General features: G+C 73.3%; 19 protein-coding genes. 7 read left to right on the forward strand and 12 right to left on the reverse strand.

From position 1 onward, the window contains the following. The first annotated feature begins 66 nt into the window (after positions 1–66). The 4 genes from ACTXG6_RS28000 to tatA are packed head-to-tail and all read left to right on the forward strand — an operon-like array spanning position 67 to position 3,929. Positions 67–1,380 (forward strand): DUF1800 domain-containing protein, encoded by a 1,314-nt coding sequence (locus ACTXG6_RS28000; RefSeq protein WP_445182377.1) that lies wholly within the window; start codon positions 67–69, stop codon positions 1,378–1,380. 19 nt (positions 1,381–1,399) lie between these two features. Then, a complete protein-coding gene (locus tag ACTXG6_RS28005) occupies positions 1,400–2,680 on the forward strand; it encodes a DUF1501 domain-containing protein (protein WP_445182378.1) in 1,281 nt (426 codons plus the stop codon). Positions 2,681–2,698: 18 nt separating this feature from the next. Continuing rightward, positions 2,699–3,571 (forward strand): rhomboid-like protein, encoded by an 873-nt coding sequence (locus ACTXG6_RS28010; protein ID WP_445182379.1) that lies wholly within the window; start codon positions 2,699–2,701, stop codon positions 3,569–3,571. Positions 3,572–3,587: 16 nt separating this feature from the next. Continuing rightward, on the forward strand, positions 3,588–3,929 hold the full coding sequence (gene tatA, locus ACTXG6_RS28015) for a Sec-independent protein translocase subunit TatA (RefSeq protein ID WP_445182380.1): 342 nt from the start codon (positions 3,588–3,590) through the stop codon (positions 3,927–3,929). A 15-nt stretch (positions 3,930–3,944) separates the two neighbouring features. Here the strand turns inward: tatA and ACTXG6_RS28020 are convergent, their stop codons facing one another. Together ACTXG6_RS28020 and lgt are read right to left on the reverse strand one after the other, a co-directional pair. Continuing rightward, positions 3,945–5,381, reverse strand: a complete 1,437-nt coding sequence (locus tag ACTXG6_RS28020; RefSeq protein WP_445182381.1) for an MFS transporter — start codon at positions 5,379–5,381, stop codon at positions 3,945–3,947. Continuing rightward, complete coding sequence (gene lgt / locus ACTXG6_RS28025) at positions 5,378–6,208, reverse strand: prolipoprotein diacylglyceryl transferase (protein ID WP_445182382.1); 831 nt, start codon at positions 6,206–6,208, stop codon at positions 5,378–5,380. Before lgt ends, ACTXG6_RS28020 begins: the two co-directional genes overlap by 4 nt. Positions 6,209–6,296: 88 nt before the next feature. Here lgt and ACTXG6_RS28030 point away from each other — a divergent pair, with 88 nt between their 5' ends. Then, on the forward strand, positions 6,297–6,773 hold the full coding sequence (locus ACTXG6_RS28030) for a MarR family winged helix-turn-helix transcriptional regulator (protein WP_445182383.1): 477 nt from the start codon (positions 6,297–6,299) through the stop codon (positions 6,771–6,773). Between the two features lie 132 nt (positions 6,774–6,905). Here ACTXG6_RS28030 and ACTXG6_RS28035 read toward each other — a convergent pair whose 3' ends face one another. The 6 genes from ACTXG6_RS28035 to ACTXG6_RS28060 all read right to left on the reverse strand — a co-directional run bounded on the left by ACTXG6_RS28035 (position 6,906) and on the right by ACTXG6_RS28060 (position 10,946). Beyond that, the gene (locus ACTXG6_RS28035; RefSeq protein ID WP_445182384.1) at positions 6,906–7,793 is read right to left on the reverse strand and encodes a sigma-70 family RNA polymerase sigma factor; all 888 of its coding nucleotides are present in this window, start codon (positions 7,791–7,793) and stop codon (positions 6,906–6,908) included. An 85-nt stretch (positions 7,794–7,878) separates the two neighbouring features. Then, on the reverse strand, positions 7,879–8,175 hold the full coding sequence (locus ACTXG6_RS28040) for an Ada metal-binding domain-containing protein (protein WP_445182385.1): 297 nt from the start codon (positions 8,173–8,175) through the stop codon (positions 7,879–7,881). Positions 8,176–8,179: 4 nt separating this feature from the next. Beyond that, on the reverse strand, positions 8,180–8,923 hold the full coding sequence (locus ACTXG6_RS28045) for a 2OG-Fe(II) oxygenase (protein ID WP_445182386.1): 744 nt from the start codon (positions 8,921–8,923) through the stop codon (positions 8,180–8,182). Next, positions 8,920–9,549 (reverse strand): methylated-DNA--[protein]-cysteine S-methyltransferase, encoded by a 630-nt coding sequence (locus ACTXG6_RS28050; RefSeq protein WP_445182387.1) that lies wholly within the window; start codon positions 9,547–9,549, stop codon positions 8,920–8,922. Before ACTXG6_RS28050 ends, ACTXG6_RS28045 begins: the two co-directional genes overlap by 4 nt. After that, entirely contained in the window at positions 9,549–10,043 is a 495-nt protein-coding gene (locus ACTXG6_RS28055; protein WP_445182388.1) for an RNA polymerase sigma factor, read from the reverse strand. The genes ACTXG6_RS28050 and ACTXG6_RS28055 overlap by 1 nt, the downstream gene beginning before the upstream one ends. A 60-nt stretch (positions 10,044–10,103) precedes the next feature. Further along, on the reverse strand, positions 10,104–10,946 hold the full coding sequence (locus ACTXG6_RS28060) for a PaaX family transcriptional regulator (RefSeq protein WP_445182389.1): 843 nt from the start codon (positions 10,944–10,946) through the stop codon (positions 10,104–10,106). A gap of 134 nt (positions 10,947–11,080) precedes the next feature. Here ACTXG6_RS28060 and ACTXG6_RS28065 point away from each other — a divergent pair, with 134 nt between their 5' ends. Next, positions 11,081–12,133 (forward strand): aldo/keto reductase, encoded by a 1,053-nt coding sequence (locus ACTXG6_RS28065; protein ID WP_445182390.1) that lies wholly within the window; start codon positions 11,081–11,083, stop codon positions 12,131–12,133. 45 nt (positions 12,134–12,178) lie between these two features. On the opposite strand, the gene ACTXG6_RS28070 is transcribed toward ACTXG6_RS28065, so the two are convergent. The 4 genes from ACTXG6_RS28070 to ACTXG6_RS28085 all read right to left on the reverse strand — a co-directional run bounded on the left by ACTXG6_RS28070 (position 12,179) and on the right by ACTXG6_RS28085 (position 17,157). After that, entirely contained in the window at positions 12,179–13,867 is a 1,689-nt protein-coding gene (locus ACTXG6_RS28070) for a SulP family inorganic anion transporter (RefSeq protein ID WP_445182391.1), read from the reverse strand. Between the two features lie 80 nt (positions 13,868–13,947). Then, entirely contained in the window at positions 13,948–14,760 is an 813-nt protein-coding gene (locus tag ACTXG6_RS28075; RefSeq protein WP_445182392.1) for an enoyl-CoA hydratase/isomerase family protein, read from the reverse strand. Between the two features lie 8 nt (positions 14,761–14,768). Further along, positions 14,769–15,893 carry an acyl-CoA dehydrogenase family protein gene (locus ACTXG6_RS28080; RefSeq protein WP_445182393.1) on the reverse strand — a complete coding sequence of 375 codons (1,125 nt, stop codon included), beginning with the start codon at positions 15,891–15,893 and terminating at the stop codon, positions 14,769–14,771. A gap of 55 nt (positions 15,894–15,948) precedes the next feature. After that, a complete protein-coding gene (locus tag ACTXG6_RS28085) occupies positions 15,949–17,157 on the reverse strand; it encodes an acyl-CoA dehydrogenase family protein (RefSeq protein ID WP_445182394.1) in 1,209 nt (402 codons plus the stop codon). 118 nt (positions 17,158–17,275) lie between these two features. Here ACTXG6_RS28085 and ACTXG6_RS28090 point away from each other — a divergent pair, with 118 nt between their 5' ends. Beyond that, a complete protein-coding gene (locus ACTXG6_RS28090) occupies positions 17,276–18,040 on the forward strand; it encodes a TetR/AcrR family transcriptional regulator (protein WP_445182395.1) in 765 nt (254 codons plus the stop codon).

The raw sequence follows: 18,040 nt of genomic DNA on the forward strand, positions 1-18,040 counted from the left end.
AAGGGGCACTGAAGATCCGCCCGCATTGCTGGCCCGGCTGCGCACCGGCGGCCTACCTTGACCGCCGTGAACCCGCACAGCGCCATTTCCGAGCAGGCCGCGGCGCGGCGCCTGGTGCAGCGGGTGGGGCTGGGGCCGCGTCCCGGTGAGTTGGCCGCGGCCGGGTTCGAGGACACGCTGGCGGCGCTCATCGGGACCGGGAACCAACCTGATCCCGGCGCCGCGGCGACCCCGGCGCCGACCTTCGCCCCGGAGGCCAGGGTGCGCAAGAGTGCCGGCCAGGCGCCGCGGCGGGCCCAGCGCCAGGAGCTCGCCGGCCAGGCGCACCAGCTCGGCGTGTGGTGGCTGGACCGGATGGCCGCGGTGGAGGCCCCCTTTCCGGAGCGGATGACCTGGTTCTGGCACGGGCACTTCGCGACGAGCGTGCGGAAGGTCAAGTTCGCCCAGCTGATGTACCAGCAGAACGACACCCTGCGCCGGCTGGGACGGGGCGACTTCCGGACCCTGGCCCAGGCGATGATCGTCGACCCGGCGATGCTGGTCTGGCTGGACGGCGGCGGCAACCGGGTCGGGCGGCCCAACGAGAACCTGGCCCGCGAGTTCATGGAGCTGTTCACCCTCGGTGTCGGGGACTACTCCGAGAACGACGTCCGCCAGGCCGCGCGGGCGCTGACCGGCTGGCGGGTGAACCACACCAGCGACACCGCGACCTTCGCCGAGGCGGCGCACGACCCGGGCCCGGAGACGGTACTGGGCACCTCCGCCAGCTACGACGCCGCCGGCCTGGTCGACCTGCTGCTGCGCCAGCCCGCCGCGCCCCGGTACCTGGCCGGGCGGATCTGGGCCCGGTTCGTCTCCGACACCCCACCGGACCCGGCAACCCTCGACCGGCTGGTCGGCGCGTACGGCGCGCACCACGACATCACCGCGCTCCTCGCCGAGGCGGTGCGCTCGCCGGCGTTCCGGGACCCCGCCTCGGCCCTGGTCCGCGAGCCGGTGCTGTGGTTGGTGGGTGCCCTGCGAGCGCTGCGCCTACCCGCCTCCGCGCTGCCCGAACCGGCACTGACTCAGGCGCTCACCGGCCTGGGGCAGGTGCCGTTCACCCCGCCCAGCGTGGGCGGCTGGCCGGCCGGCGTGCCCTGGCTCACCACGGCCGCCGCGCTGACCCGGTTCCGCTGCGCGCAGGTGCTGGCCGGCGCCGGGGACATCACCCCGGTCAGCGCCACGGCGCCGAGCGGGCGGATCGACGCAACCGCCGCGCTGCTCGGGCTCGCGGGGTTCACCGACCGGACGGTCGCGGCGCTGCGCCCGCTGGTCAACCAGCCGGCCGCGCTGGTCGGCGTCGCGCTGAGCAGCCCCGAGTACACGGTGAGCGCATGAACGAGAGCGGGGATTGTCGATGAGTGGCACGGTGAGCCGGCGCCGGTTCCTGGCCTACTCCGGCGGGGCGGCGGTGGCCGTTGCCGGCGCCGGCTGGGGTGTCGATGCACTGCTCGCCCGCGCCCGTACCGATCCGCTGCCGCCCGGTGCCGGTGTGTTGGTGATGGTGACCCTCTACGGCGGCAACGACGGGCTCAACACCGTGGTGCCGGCGGGCGACCCGGCCTACCAGAGCGCCCGTCCCGAGCTCGCCTACACCGAGCAGGAGGTGCTGCCACTGGGTGAGGGCCTCGGGCTGAACCCGGGTCTGACCGGCCTGAAGGGGCTGTGGGACGACAACCGGCTGGCGATCGTGCGGGGGGTGTCCTACCCGAGGCCCGACCACAGCCACTTCCGCTCGATGGACATCTGGCAGACCGCGTCCCCGGATCACCCACAGACGACCGGCTGGCTCGGCCGCTGGCTCGACGCGACCGGGCACGACCCACTGCACGCGGTGTCCCTGGACCCGGTGCTGCCGCCGATGCTCGCCGGTGCCACCACCGCCGGCGCCGCGCTCCCCCTGACCGGGCTCACCCTCCCCCAGGGTGACCTGGGCACCGCGTTGGCCGCACTCGGTGCGCCGGCGGCCGGGGAGCCCTCGGTGCAGGCGACCGCGGCCAGAGCGATCACCGACCTGCACCGCGCCGCCGCGGCGCTCGGGCCCGGGCTCGCGGCGGTCAACCCGGCAGCGGCCACCACCCACACCAGGGCCGGCAGGAAGGGCCAGAACGGCAAGAACGGCACGGTCGCCACACCGGGCAAGGCGGGCCGGACCGGCGGCGGCCTCGCGGCCCAGCTGGGCGTGGTGGCCAGCTGCGTCGAGATGGGCGCCCCCACCAGGGTCTACTCGGTCAGTCTCGGCGGTTTCGACACACACACCGGCGAGCGTGATACCCAACAGCGGCTGCTCACCGAGGTCGACCAGGCGGTGACGGCCTTCCTGCACCGGATGGCCGGGTCCGACCGGGGACGGGGTGTCGTGCTCGTGGCCTACTCCGAGTTCGGTCGCCGGGTGGTCGCGAACGCGAACCAGGGCACCGACCACGGCACGGCGGGCCCGGTGTTCGTGGCCGGCGCGGGGGTCCGGGGCGGATTCGTCGGTGCCCAGCCCAGCCTCACCGATCTCGACAACGGTGACCTGAAGCCGACAACCGACTTCCGCGACATCTACGCCACCCTGCTCACCGGGGTGCTGCAGGCCGATCCTGAGCCCGTTCTTGGTTCCGGACGGGGTCATCTTCCGCTGTTCACAGTCTGAGACGTAGATGATGGAGGCATGGTCATCGAACGCGCCGCGCTCGACCGGGGTTCGGCCCGGCTCGGGGCGTACCTGCGCGCGGCCCCGGCGACCCTGATCTACCTGTTCACGCTGCTGGTCACACAGCTCACGCTGAGCACGGTCGACAACCACCTCGGGCAGCGACTGCTGATCAGCGAGTCCACCAACCTGGCCAACATGGCCCGGGTGCCGCTGCAGGTGCTGATCGGGTCGGCGTTCTGGCTCGACACCAGCCCGGTCGTGACCTATGTCGCACTGGCCACGCTGCTGATCGTGATGGCGGCGTTGGAACGGTGGCTGGGTACCGGCCGCTGGCTGCTCACCGTGCTCACCGGGCACATCGGCGCCACCCTGCTCACCCTCGTCGTGACCACCTGCCTGCTCCGCCGGGGCCTGCTCAGCCCGGCCGTGGCACACGCCTCCGACGTCGGTGTCAGCTACGCACTGCTCGCCGCGCTCGGCATGCTGGTGCACCGGCTTCCTCGGCTGCGCTACCGACTGGGTGTGGCCCTGCTGGCCGGAGTCGGCCTCGGCGTGGTCCTGGTGCTCGACCAGGAGATCGCCGACCTCGGGCACCTGCTGTCGTTCCTCATCGGGGTCGGGCTGTTCCCGCTGGTACCGCGGGCTGTCCGGGCCGTCCAGGTTGCGGTCGAACCCGTCACCGCGGACCCCGCTATGCCGGACCCAGTCGCGCCGGACCTCGTTGCTCCGTTGCCCCGGCCCCGCACCGCCGCTGAGCCGCTGAGCCGCTGGCACCTGCCCCGGCAGCGGGCTCACCCCACACCGGACGGTCCGAGGGTGAGCCCCTGGTCGGCTGCCGAGCCGACCAATTACCGTAGTCAATGGCCGGATCCAGCTGGCCGCGAGTGAGAAGAGCTGATACCTCATGGGCGAGCTGAGTCCCACCCACTGGTTGATCGTGATCGTGGTGGCGGTCGTGCTGTTCGGTGCCCGCCGGCTGCCGGACGCGGCCCGCAGTCTCGGCCGCTCCGCGCGGATCCTGAAGTCGGAGATCTCCGGCATCCACGACGACGCGAAGCCCGCCGACCCGGCCCCGGCCGACGCCGAGGCCCCGGCCCAGCCGGCAGCCCCGCCGGCGCTGGAGAGTGCTCCGCCGAGCGCCGACGCCAACGCGCCGTCGACCACCCCGGTGAGCGCCGAGCAACCGGCCGCCGAGGCACCCGTGAAGTCCGAGGCCGACGTCCAGGGCGGCGGCGTCCGGTCCTAGTGCCCCGCGCGGGCCTCAGCGGGACGGCGAAGCACCGCCCGGTGCGCGACCGCGCTGGGCCCGGGCGGAACCGAGGGTGACGAGTGCGGCCGCGGCGAGCACCAGCACCGCGAGCGTCGGCCCGTCGAGCGGCCGCATGCCGGCCCCGGCGGTCAGCGCCAGGGTCACCAGCGCAACGCCGAGCGCCGTGCCGAGGCCGCGCGCCATGTTGACCAGCCCGCCGCCGGTCGCCGCCGTCGAACCCGGGATCGCGGCCATGATCAGCGTGTTGTTGGCCGGGGTGAACAGGCCGAGCGCCACCCCGAGCAGGATCAGCGGGCCGATCAGCCAGGTACTCGCCGGCGGCACCGCGAACAGCCCGGCCAGCGCCAGCACGCTCAACGCGGCACCTGTGGTGGCACGCGTCCGCTCGGTCCAACCATCCGGCAGCAGCCGGTCCGCGACCGTCGCGGCCAGCGCGAACCCCGCCGGTAGCGCGGTGAGCACCAACCCGGCACGCAGCGGCGACCGGCCCGCGTCGGCGAAGGTGACCGGCACCAGCACCAGCGGGCCGAACAGCACCAGGTAGCCGCCGAGTGCGCCGAGCAGACCGGCGGCCACGTCCCGGTTGCGCAGCAGCGCGGGGTCGACCAGCGGCGCCGAGGCGCACCGCAACCGCGCGACGAACCCGATCGACGTCGCCACCGCGAGCCCGAGCAGCGCGATCGCCACCCAGTGCGGCACCCCCGGCCCAGCCACCCCGGAGAGGCCGAGGAGCAGGCTGGTGGACGCGGCGGCCAGCAGCAGCGTGCCGGGCAGGTCGCGGCCGGTGACCGCCGCCCGGTGCCGGGTCCGGGGCAGTAGGTAGATCCCGGCGACGACCGCCAGCACACCGACCGGGACGTTGATCCAGAACACCCAGCGCCAGCCCAGGGTCGCCACCAGCAGGCCGCCGAGGGTGGGGCCCAGCGCCAGGCCGAGTGCCTGCGCGGCGGCCTGCACGCCCAGCGCGGCACGCATCCGGTCGGCGGGCGCGCTGGTGGTGACCAGTGCGACGCTGTTGGCCTGCAGCATCGACGCCCCGACCGCCTGCAGCACCCGGAACCCGACCAGCGCGCCGAGCGTCGGCGCCAGCCCGCAGGCCGCCGAGGCCGCGGTGAACACGACGAAGCCGTACAGGTAGGTCAGCTTGCGGCCGTGCGCATCGGCGAGCCGACCGACCGGGATGAGCAGCGCGGTCAGCGCCAGCAGGTACCCGAGCGACACCCACTGCACCTCGGCCAGCGAGGCGTGGAACGCGGTGCGCAGCGGGTGGTAGGTCAGCGTCACGATGCTGGCGTCGAGCTGGCCCATGAACGCCCCGAAGCAGACCGTGCCCACCACCAACCAGCCGGCGTGCGGCCAGTCCCGCAGCCGGGTCGGTCGGGCGCGCTCCCTGCCGAGTGCGCTCAACCAGCCCGGCGCGGTGCTCACGGTCCGGGGGTGCCGGTCAGGGCCGGGTCCGAGGCGGCCTTGCGCTGGCGTACCCACAGCAGCGCCACGGCGACCAGGAACACGACCAGGCTGGTCCAGTCGTTGAGCCGCAGGCCAAGGAAGTGGTTGGCGTGGTCGACCCGCAGCGCCTCGATCCAACCGCGGCCGACCGTGTACACGGCCACGTACAGCGCGAACAGGTTGCCCCGGCGCAGTCGGAACCGACGTTCCGCCCAGATCAGCAGGGCCGCGGCCGCGAGGTCCCAGAGGCACTCGTAGAGGAACGTCGGGTGGTAGAGCCCGATGTCCGGGGTGCCCGGCGGGCGGTGCGCCGGGTCGATCTCCAGCGCCCAGGGCAACGTGGTTGCGCGGCCGTAGAGCTCCTGGTTGAAGTAGTTGCCCCAGCGGCCGATCGCCTGCGCGACGAGCAGCCCGGGCGCCAGCGCGTCGGCGAAGTCGAGCAGCCGCACGCCCTTCTTCCGGCAGCCGATCCAGGCACCGACCGCGCCCAGCGCCACCGCGCCCCAGATACCCAGTCCGCCGTCCCAGATGTACAGCGCCCGGATCGGCTGCTGGCCGGCCGCGAAGTACAGCTCGGGGTCGGTGATCACGTGGTAGAGCCGCCCACCGACGATGCCGAACGGCACCGCCCACACCGCGATGTCGAGCACGTCGTCGGCCACGCCGCCGCGCGCGGTCCAGCGGCGCCGGGTCCAGATGATCGCGACCACGATGCCCAGCAGGATGCACAGCGCGTAGGCCCGGATCGGTACGAACCCGAGGTACCAGACACCGCGCGGTGGGCTCGGCAGGTACGCCAAGTTCATCTGACCCGTGCTCCCTCCGACGCCGGCCCCAATCATATCGGTTACCGACATAGTCGGTCACCGACGCACCTGAGAGTATGCTGACCGGATGGTGGCAGCCTCCCCCGACCGGACCTCGGCCACCGACGCCGGGGTGCTGACCGAGGTCGTCACGCGGCTGCGCCGGGTGCTGCGGACCAGCATCCGCGGCGAGTATCCGTGGGAGTCGCTGCCGATGGCGCAGGTGGAGCTGCTGCTCGCGCTGCGTGAGCGTGAGCCGGCCCGGATCGGCGAGCTCGCCACCCGCCTCAAGCTCGCGCCGAACACCATCAGCGGCCTGGTGCAGCAGCTCGTCGAGGCGCGGCTGGTCGGCCGGGGACCCGACCCGGCCGACCGCAGGGTCGCCGCCGTCACCCTCACCCCGGCGGGCCTGGCCAAGCTGGACGAGTGGGAGCTGGCCCACCAGCGCCGGCTCGGCGCCGCACTGGCCGAGCTCGGCGCCGCCGACCAGGCCGCGGTCCGGTCCGCACTGCCCGCGCTGGCCCGGCTGGTGGAGCGGCTCGCCGAGCCGACCGAACCGGCCTGACCACGTCGACGACACAGACCTGGCGTCACCCGCGCAGAGGTTGCACCGTCTGTGCGGCGCGCAGCCGGTCTGTGCCAGCCTCGCTCAGTGCCAGCCTCGGTCTGTGCCAGCCTCGCTCAGTGCCAGCCTCGCTCAGTCGACGAGGACCGCGAGGTCGAGCTGGTCCAGGCGCTCGGGATCCGCGATGATGTCGATCTCGGTGATCTTCCCGTCCGCGATGGTGAGGCCCAGCGCGAGCAGCAGCCGCCCGCGCGGAGCCACCACCATGCCCACGGACCCGTTGACCAACGCGGGCTGGGTGAAGCGGGCCCGCCGGGAGAACAGCAGGGCCTGCCTGGCGACGGCGGGCGCGCCGCGAATCAGCCGGGTGGCGCCGGCCGGCACGGCCGAGGCGTCGATCCGGAGCACCGCGTCCGGGTCCAGCACCGCGAGCAACGCGTCGAAGCCACCCCCGCGACAGGCGGCCAGGAAGGCGTTCACGACCTCGCGCTGGCGGGCCAGGTCGGGATCCGGCACGGCCGTCCCCTGGACGCGGCGGCGGGCCCGGCTGGCGAGCTGGCGGGCCGCGGTCGGCGTGCGCCCCACGATGGGTGCGATCTCGTCGAAGGGCAGCGCGAACATGTCGTGCAGCACGAACGCGAGCCGTTCGGCCGGCTCGAGGGTCTCCAGCACGACCAGCAGCGCGAGCCCGACCGAGTCGGCCAGCACCGCCTCCCGCTCCGGATCGACCGGATCGACGCGGTGGTCCCCAGCGATCGGCTCCGGCAGTGCTCCGTCCAGGAGTTCCTCGCGCCGCGACCCTCGGCTGCGCAACATGTCCAGACAGACCCGCCCGACCACCGTGGTCAGCCAGCCGCCCAGGTTCTGTACCTCACTGGTGTCGGCGCGGCTCAGCCGCAGCCAGGCCTCCTGCACCGCGTCCTCGGCCTCCGTGAGCGAACCGAGCATCCGGTAGGCCACCGCGCGCAGGTGCCCGCGGCTGGACTCGAACTGCTCGGCCAACCAGTCCTGTTCCACCACAGCCACACCCTCCGCCTCGTCGCCGTCCCAACACTGGCCGTCCCAACACTGGCCGTCCCAACACTGGCCGTCCCAACACCGACGGTCACAGCACTGACGAACCCGGCCCCTCGGATGTGACCGGGAGCCGCGACGGACCGCCAGCCTTCCAGGCCCGGTACCGCGCCGGCAGGCAGACCGCGCACGGCCGGTAGCCGGCGGCGACCGCGGTGGCCTCGTCGGCGAAGAACACCCGGTGCCGGGCGTAGCCGCCCCGGGCCAGTGCACGCAGCGCGGAGCGGCAGTCCAGCCGGCCGTAGATCCGGCTCCGCCGGTGGCCGCCCCAGGCGCCGGGGGTGGCGCTGAGGTACGCCACCCCGCGCCCGTCCAGCAGCGCGTACACCAGCTCAGGTGGCGTCGTGGAAGACCAGCCCGAGGGTGTGCCGCTCCCCGGACCGCAGCACCGAGACGCCGTGCCGCATCGGGGCGGCGGACCAGCCGCGCGCCGAGCGGACCGGCCGGTCCCGCGTGGTGAACACCAGCCCCCGGCCCTGTGGGATGAGCACCGACGTGCCCCGGGACTGGGCCCTGGGCCGCTGCTCCACCAGCAGGAACTCGCCGCCGGTGTGGTCGGTGCCGGGATCGTTGAGGTTGATCACCACCTGGAGCGGGAAGACCTTGTCGCCGTACAGGTCGCGGTGCAGCGCGTTCCAGTCCCCGGCGCGGTAGCGCAGCAGGATCGGCGTGGGTCGGCGCTGGCCGGCCCGGTGACAGGTCTCCAGCCACTCGGCCAGGGTGTCCGGCCACTCCGGCTCGCGGCCCAGCTTCCGGTACCAGTCCCGCGCGATCGGCAGCAGCCGCGGGTAGAGCGCCTCGCGGAGCAGCCGTACCGGTTCGGGGAACGGTGTGTCGAAGTAGCGGTACTCCCCCTCACCGAACCGGTACCGGGCCATGTTGATGGTGGAGCGGAACTGGCCCTCGTCGTCGTAGCGTGCGGCCAGCTCGGCGCACTCGTCCGGGGTCAGCAGGGTCGGCAGCAGCGCGCAGCCGTACTCGTTGACCTCCTCGGTGACGCCGGCCCAGTCGGCCGAGGCCACCCGGTCGGCGAAGTGGCCGCCGGGTCCCGCGAGGTACTCGGTGCGGGCGCTCATGCGGCCGTCTCCAGCCGCAGCAGCGCCTGCTTGGCCGCCGCCCCGCCGGCGTACTGACCGAGGGTGCCGTCGGAACGGATCACCCGGTGGCACGGCAGCACCAGCGGCAACGGGTTCGTGGCGCACGCGGTGCCGACCGCGCGGACCGCCTTCGGGCTGCCCGCGGCCACCGCCACCTGCGCGTAGCTCGCGGTGCGGCCGTACGCGATCTCCGGCAGGTGCGCGAGCACGCCACGGCGGAACCCGGTGGACAGGCGCAGGTCCAACGGCACGTCGAACGCGGTGCGCTGCCCGGCGAAGTACTGCTCGAGCTGGCGGCACACCTCGTCGAGGCGGGCCGGGGACCGCAGGATGCGCGGGCTGACCGCGGTGCTCAGGCCGGCCAGCACGGCGTCGTGGTCCTGGCTCTGGAACGCCACCCGCACCAGGCCCTGCCCGGTCGCGGCCAGCAGCAGCGTGCCGACCGGGGTGTCCAGGGTCCGGTAGCCGACGTCCAGCACGCCGTCCCGCTCGGCGGCGTCGGCCAGCCGGGCGTGCAGCCGGGCCAGCGCCTGCCCCTCATCGGTGGACAGCGCGGCGAACAGAGCGGAGGTGTCGTCGGCGCCGGGCTCGAATGCGGTCATCATCATTTCACTCCCTCGGTGCTCAGGGCGGGCAGGTAACCGGCCCGCAGTTTCTTGATGCCGTCGGCGGCGGCCCGGCGCGCGGCGTCCTCGGTGCCCCCGGTGATCGTGGCGATCTCCCGGTACGGCAGCCCGGCCAGGTAGTGGTAGGCGACCGAGGCGCGCTGCTTGGTCGGCAGGTCGCGCAGGGCCGCCCACAGGTCGCCGTCCCAGTCCTCGGGTCGCTCGGTCGAGCTCGGATGCTCGGGCAGGTCCCCGACCGCGGTCGGGCGCCGCGCTCTCGCGCGGGTCAGGTCGATCGCCTTGCGGTGCGCGATCGTGACCAGCCAGGCTTCCACGTTGGCGTCCGCCGCCAGCTCCGGATACGCCCGCAGCGCCGCCAGGAACGTCTCCGACCAGGCGTCCTCCGCGTCGACCGGGCCCACTACGGCCCGGCAGACGCGCAGCACCGCCGGCCCGTGCTCGGCCACGATCTCCTCGAACGGTCTCACCATCACACCGGGTAGACGTCCGGGGCGGGCGGTTCGTGAGATCCGGGTGCTGGCACTGTCCACTCCCTAGACGGGCGAGCCGGCGGTGGCGCCGAGCAGCTGGTCCACCCAGGCCTCGGCGGGTACCCGCAGCAGCTCGTGTGCCTCCAGGAACACCTGGTGCGACGCCGGGCCGGGCCATCCGGCGGGCAGCAGCTCGGCCGGCAGGTCGGGGTCGCGCAGCGGGTACATCCGGTAGTCGTGCAGCAACCGCATGCGCTCGACCAGCGCGTCCCGCTCGGTCAGCGTGCCGGCCCGGTAGCCGGGCAGCAGTGGGCGGTAGTGGTCGAGCAGCCTGGCGTAGCCGCGGTCCAGCGCGGTGAGGTCCCAGGCGCGGGCCGCGATGTCCAGGTCGGCGGCGCGGCCCTCCGACTCGGTGTGGAAGATGTCGAGCCGGATGGCCGGCTGGTGCTCGGCGTGCGCCCGCAACTGCTCCAACGTGTCCCTCGGGCTCACCCAGACCGACGACGACAGCGGCCCGAAGCCCAACCACGACAACTGTTTGCGCAGCTGTTCACGCAGCGCGCGCTCGCTCTCCGGAACCGAGTAGATGGCCATCCGCCACTGGCCGTCCCACGCCTCGCCGCCGCGGTGGAACAGCCGGCTCCGACGCTCGTCCAATAATCGCCAGGCGTCCTCGGTGAGCAGGTAGGTGGTCTCCCGGCCGTCCCGCCTACTGGTCAGCCAGCCTTCTTTGCGCAGCCTGGTGACCGCGACCCGGACCGTGCTCTCCGGCACGCCGAAGCAGTCCATCAGGGCGACCAGCCCGCGCAGTCGCACCGCGCCGTCCCGCCCGCGCAGGTAGTCGCCGAAGAGGTCGAACACCAGAGCGCGTGCCTTCACCCCGACCACCCCGTCTCGACCAGGCATGGTGCCACACCGCCCGCCGTGGCCCGAACGGGAAAGCGTGTGGTCGAAGTCGCTGCCCTGAACCCGAGGCGCCCCGCTCGGGCGTGCCAGGCTGGAACCGGTAGCGATCAGTGCTCGACCGGAAGGGGCAGTCCATGCAGTACCGCCAACTCGGGCGATCCGGCCTGCGGGTGTCCGCACTCACGATGGGCACCGCCACGTTCGGCGGAGCCGGGGTCTTCTCGGTGTGGGGCGACACCGACGTCGCGGGCGCGAAACGGCAGATCGACATGTGTCTCGACGCGGGAGTGAACCTGCTGGACACCGCGAACGTGTACTCGGCCGGGTTGTCCGAGGAGATCGTCGGCAAGGCGATCGAGGGGCGGCGGGACCAGCTGCTGCTCTCCACCAAGGTCCGGATGCCGATGGGTGACGGCCCGAACGACGCCGGCCTGTCCCGCCAGCACATCCGCACCCAGGTGGAGGCGAGCCTGCGCCGGTTGGGCGTCGAGCACATCGACATCTACCACGTGCACGAGTGGGACGGCCAGACCCCGCTGGAGGAGACGCTGGAGACCCTGGACTCGCTGGTGCGCGAGGGCAAGGTCCGCTACCTCGGGGTCTCGAACTACACCGGCTGGCAGTTGATGAAGGCGCTCGCGGTGTCCGACGCGCACGGCTATCAGCGGTTCGTCAGCAACCAGATCTACTACTCGCTGGAGAGCCGCGACGCCGAGTACGAGCAGGTGCCGCTGTCGGTGGACCAGGGCCTCGGGGTGCTGGTGTGGAGCCCGCTTGCCGGTGGCCTGCTCTCCGGCAAGTACCGGCGCGGCCTGGCGACCGCCGAGGGCCGCCACGTCAGCGACTGGGACGAGCCGCCGGTGCGCAACGAGGAGAAGCTCTACGACACCATCGAGGTGCTGGTCAAGGTCGCCGACGGGCACGGCGTCTCGGCCGCACAGGTGGCGCTGGCCTACCTGCTGACCAGGCCGGCGGTGAGCAGCCTGGTGATCGGGGCGCGCAAGGACTCGCAGCTGGCCGACAACCTTGCCGCCGCCGACCTGGTCCTCGGCGCCGAGGAGATCGAGCAGCTGGACGCGGTCAGCGCGCCCGAGCTGATCTACCCGCACTGGCACCAGGCCCGCACCGCGGCGGACCGGTTCAGCCCCGCCGACCTCGCACTGCACCGCTCCGCCCGCACAACCTGACCGCTCATCCTGACCGCGGGACCGACCCGCCGGGCGCCCTCGCGACTAGCGGGTGCCCGGCGGGCGGGCCGACCGGTACGCGTCCAACGCCTCACCGGCGGTCTCGTAGAAGCAGTCCGCGCCGATCGTCGCGGCCAGCCCGTAGCGGTCCAGCTGGGCGTGCACCGGATCGATGATGTTGGAGAACACCACCCGGACCCCGCCGCCGCGCAGGTTCTCCAGCACGGTGCCCAGCACCAGCGCGGCGGAGTAGTCCACGTCGCCGATCGCGGCGCCGTCCAGGCAGTACCAGGACACCGCCGGCCCGGACCTCGTCAGCGTGTTCACGTCCTCCACCAGCCGGGATGCGTTCGCGAAGTACAGGCTGGTACCGAAGCGGTGGATGACGAGTCCCGCGTCGGTCCTGGCCCCCGGCGCCACCGGCAGCGAGCGCCAGTGCCCGGCCGGCGACTTCGCCAGGACGCTGCTGCGCGGGCGGTAGCTGTGCCGCAGGTGGTCCACCACCGACACCGCGATGGCCAGCACGATGCCCTGCTCCACGCCCAGGAACACCACGGCGGCCGCGGTCAGCAGCGCCACCCCGAACTCCGTCCTACGGACCGCGTAGATCCGGCGCAGCCCGGCCACGTCGACGAGCTCGACGCCGATCAGGAACACCACCGCGGCGAGCGCGGCCAGCGGTAGCCCGGCCAGCGGGCCGGTCAACACCAGCACCACCACCAGCACCACGACGGAGGCGCTGAGCTGTGCGAGCTGGGAGCAGCCGCCGGCGCTGTCCACCATCTGCGTCTTCGTCGGGCTGCCGTTGACCACGAACGCACCGGTGACCGAGGCCGCCAGGTTCGCCCCGGCCAGCCCGACCAGGTCGGCGTCGGAGTCCACCGGCTCGCCGTAGCGCAGCCCGTACGCCCGCGAGGTGGCCGCGCTCTGCGCCAGGATCACCACCGCCATCGAGATCACCATGGGCAGCAGCGCGCCGATGTCGGCGACGGAGAGCCCGGGCACTCCGAACCCCGGGCGGCCGGCCGGCACCGGGCCCAGCACCGCCACCCCGAGCGCCGGCAGACCGAGCAGCTGGCTGGCCCCGATCGCGCCGATCACCGCGAGCAACGCGCCCGGTACCCGCTTGGCCACCAGCCGGGTACCGAGCACCACGGCGACCACCGCGAGCGACACCGCCACGGTGACCGGCCGCGCCGAGGGCAGCTCACGCAGGGTGTGCAGCAGCTGGGTCACCGTGGAGCCGCCCACCTCCGCCACCCCGAGCAGCTGGCCGAGCTGGCTCACCGCGACCTGGAGGCCGACGCCGGTGAGGAACCCGACCAGCACCGTGCGGGACAGGAAGTTGGCCAGGAAGCCCAGCCGCAGGACCCGGGCGAGCACCAGCAGGACCGCCACCAGCAGCGCGGCGGTCCCGGCCAGCTGCACGTAGCGGGGCGAGCCGGGTACCGCCAGCGCGGTCAGACCGGCGGCCAGGATCGCCGCGGTCGCGGAGTCGGCGCCGATGACCAGGTGCCGCGACGAGCCGAGCAGGGCGAACACGACCGGCGGCAGCAGCATCGTGTAGAGGCCGGTGACCACCGGCATCCCGGCGATCCGGGCGTAACCGAGGACCTCCGGGATGGCCAGTGCCGCCAGGGTCAGCCCGGCCAGCACTTCGGGCACCAGCCTGGACCGGTCCACCGGCAGCAGGCCGCGCAGCAGCGGCAGGTGTGCGGGCCAGCGCCCGACCATCGCCCATCACCTATCCCCCGGGCCCGCCGGCCCTACCTGATCTCAAACGAGCGGGCCGCGCGGGGGTACCGCCGAGGTTGCTACTTGTCGTCGGTTGAGGGGACGCCCCACTCGCCGGTGTAGGCGGCCTCGGTCTTGTCCAGGAAGGCCCGGAACGCCGCCGGGGTGTCGGTGGTCGCGAAGTTGATCGTCTGGGTACGCGCCTCGCTGGCCAGCGCGTCCCGCATGGTGCGGTCCGCGTTCTCGTTCAGCAGCGCCTTGCTCTGCGCCAGCGCCACCGGCGGCCCCGCGGCGAGCCGGTTGGCCAGGTCGGTGACGAAGCCGTCGAGCTCGCCGGCCTCGACCACCCAGGTCACCAACCCGAGTGAGCGGGCCTCCTCGGCGCCGATCATCTCGGCCAGCAGCGCGAGCCGCTTGGCCTGCTGCAGCCCGACCAGCTTGGGCAGCAGCCAGGAGCCGCCGAAGTCCAGCGACAGGGCGCGCTTGGCGAAGATCTGGGAGAACCGCGACTCCGGGGTCGCCACCACCAGGTCACAGCCCAGCGCCAGGTTCCAGCCGGCTCCGACCGCCACGCCCGACACCTTGGCGACCGTCGGGACGGCCAGCTCGTGCAGCAGTAGTGCCACCTCGTTGATGCCGCGCATCCGGGTCAGTGGGTGGCCGCCCTTGACACCGCCGGAGAGGTCGGCGCCGGCACAGAACGCGCCACCGGCACCGGTGAGAACCAGGGCACGCACCTCCGGGTCGTGGCCCGCCTCGGACAGCGCCCCGTGCAGCAGGTCCCACAGCGGGCCGTCGATCGCGTTCTTGCGCGCCGGCCGGTTCAGGGTCAGCGTGAGCACCCCGGTGGCCTTGTCGTGCTCGGACAGCAGCGCCGCCTGCTCGTCACTCATCGTCGCCCCTATACGCCGAGCCGGTCGGCGAGCCGGGCGCGGTGCCGCGCCGGGCTGCCGAACAGCAGTTCTGAGCTCTTGGCCCGCTTGTAGTACAGGTGGGCGTCGTGCTCCCAGGTGTAGCCGATGCCGCCGTGGTACTGCACCATGCCGGTCGCCACCTCGAAGTAGGCCGGACCGAGGTAGGCCTGCGCAAGCTCGGCGGCCACCGGCAGCTCGGCCAGGTTGTGGTCCGCGACCCAGGCCGCGTAGCGCACCACCGAGACCCCGTGCTCCCACGCGCTGTACATGTCCGCGCAGCCGTGCTTCACCGCCTGATAGGAGCCGATCGGGCGCCCGAACTGCACCCGGACCTTGGCGTAGTCGACGGTCACCTCCATGGCCCGCTCCAGCCCGCCGAGCTGTTCGGCGGCCAGCGCGACGGCGGCCAGGTCGGCCACCAGGTCCAGCGCCGCGGCCGGGTCCGCGCTGGTCAGCGGGCGGGCCGGGGTGGCGGCGAAGCGCAGCCGGGCCAGCCGCCGGGTCGGGTCGATGCCGGTCAGCGTGGTGCGCTCTAGGCCCGCCGCGGGGTTGTCCGGCGGACTGTCCACCGCGAACCAGCCGGGGCCGTCCGGGGTGGCGGCGTAGACCAGCACCAGGTCGGCAATGTCACCGGCGAGCACCAGCGTCTTCACCCCGTCCAGCACCCACTGACCGTCCCGCTCGGTGGCGGTGGTGGTCCCGCCGGAGCGGTCCCAGTCGCCGCTGCCCTCGGCCACCGCGGCGGTGCCGATCCGCTCGCCGGCGGCCAGCGCGGGCAGCAGCTCGGCGCGCGCGGGCTCGTCGTCGAGAGCCAGCAGCGCGTCCACCGCGAGCACCGCGGTGGCCAGGAACGGCGAGGGAACCAGCACGCGGCCCAGCTCCTCCAGCACCACCGACCGCTCCACGTGGCCGGCCCCGGAGCCGCCGTACTCCTCCGGCACGACCAGCCCGATCAGCCCGAGCTCGGCGCCGAGGCGACGCCACAGCTCGGCGTCGTACCCCGACTCGGAGACCATCGCGGCGCGGACCTTCGCCGACGGGGACTGGTCGAGCAGGAACTTGCGGACGGCGGAGCGCAGCTCGCGCTGCTCGGAGTCCAGGACCAGCTGCACGGGGCACCTTCTTCGGCGGTGGGGCGGTGAGGAACGAGTGGGGGGTGTGCGGACCTCAGGTGCGCTGGGTGCCGACCTTCAGCTCACGGAACGGGACGTCCCGGTCGACCTGCGGCTCCTTCGGCAGCCCGAGGATGCGCTCGCCGATGATGCCGCGCTGGATCTCGTTGGTGCCGCCGGCGATGCTGGACGCCGGCGAGGAGTTGATGCCGAGCGCGAGCTCCGGTCCCCGGGTGTCCTCGGGGTCCCAGGCGACCACGTCGGCGCCGGCCACCTCGCCGGCGGTCTCGATCGCCCGGCGCAGCAGCATCGCGCCGGCGAGCTTCGCCACCGAGCCACGGGCCCCCGGCGGGTTGCCGGCGGCGGTCTCCTGGCGCATCCGGACGTTGAACAGCTCCAGCGCGCGCTCGTGCGCGAACAGATCCGCCAGCACCTCACGCACCTTCGGTTCACCGGCGACGCCCGCCGAACGGGCCAGCTCGACCAGCGATGCGAACTCCAGCGGGTTGCTGCGCGGGCGGCGGCTGGCGCCGATGGACACCCGCTCGTGGCCGAGCATGGTCACCGCCGCGTGCCAGCCCTGGTTGACCTGGCCGATCACCGCGTCGGCCGGCATCCGCACGTCGTCGAAGTAGACCTCGTTGAACGGGGCCCGCCCGGACATGTCCCGCAGCGGGCGCACCGTCACCCCCGGTGCGTGCATGTCGACGATGAACATCGTCATGCCGGCGTGTTTGACCCGGTCCGGATCGGTGCGGGCGAGCACAGCCCCGAAGTCGGCCCACTGCGCGTTCGTGGTCCACACCTTCTGGCCGTTGAGCACCCAGCCGTCGTCGTCCCGCACCGCCTTGGCTTGCAGGCTCGCCACGTCCGAACCCGCGCCGGGCTCGGAGAACAGCTGGCACCAGATCTCCTCGCCGGACAGCAGCTTGGGCAGGTACCGGGCCTTCTGCTCGGGGGTACCCAGGTCGACCAGCGTGGGCCCGCACATGCCCATCCCGATGACGAACGGGCCGACGGGCAGCTCGTACTCGGCGGCCTCGTCGCTGAAGATCTGCGCCTCGGCAGTGCCCAAGCCCCGGCCGCCGGCGTCGGTGGGCCAGGTGATGCCGGAGTAGCCGGCCTCGTAGAGCGCGGCCTGGAAGTCGCGGGCGCGGCTCAGCAGGCCGTCCGCGTCCAGTTTTGCCGCCGGGCCGGGGGCGTGCTCACGCAGCCAGGCACGTGCGGCGCTCCGGTAGTCCTGTTGCTCTTCGAGCACACTCATCCGCGACATCCCTACAGCGACCTCGACAGCGGGAACCTCTCGAACTTAACGTTCAATCGTTAAGTTCACAACGCTGGGGTATGGACCCGAGGGGGTCACCCGGCCATATGCTGAGCGGGTGAGCACCGCACCCGACTACGGCGCGGCCGGGCCCGCCGCCGGCACTATCGCTGTCGGTGCCGCCGCCATCGGTGCCGCTGCTGCCGGTGCCGCCGCCGGTGGTGCCGCCGCTGCCGGTGCCGCTGCCGGTGCCGCCGCCAGTGGTGTGGCCGCCGCGGTGGCCGGCGAGCCGGGCCCGGTCATCCCGAGGGGCGCCGGCCGGGAAGCGATCAGCAACGCTGCCAGGGAGATCTTCGCCGAGCGCGGCTACCACGGCGCCTCGATCCGGGACATCGCACGGCGTGCCGGGCTGAGCCTCTCCGCGCTGTACCACTGGCACTCGAGCAAGCAGGATCTGCTCGCGGCGTTGATCCAGGAGAGCACCAACGACTACTTCCAGGCCTGCGAGGACGCGCTGCGCGCCGCCGGCGACGACCCGGCGGACCGGCTGAGCGCACTGGTCGGTGCCGCGGTGGAGTGGCGGGTGCGGCGCCGGATCGAGAGCGAGATCCGGGCCCGCGAGTGGCGGAACCTGGATTCGGCGCACCAGGCCAGGTTGGACAGCCTGCGCCGGGCCGCCACCGGGCTGTGGAAGACCATCGTCGCCGACGGGGTGGCCAGCGGAGCGTTCCACTGCGAGCACCCGGACGACGCCCGCCGGGCCGCACTGGCCGCCTGCAACGCGATCTCCCAGTGGTACGACCCCGCCGGCGAGGTCGGCCTGGCCGAACTGGTCGAGCGCTACCAGACCATCTGCCTGCGCATCGTCGACTACCGCCCCTAG

It is taken from the genome of Pseudonocardia sp. Cha107L01 (assembly GCF_052566575.1).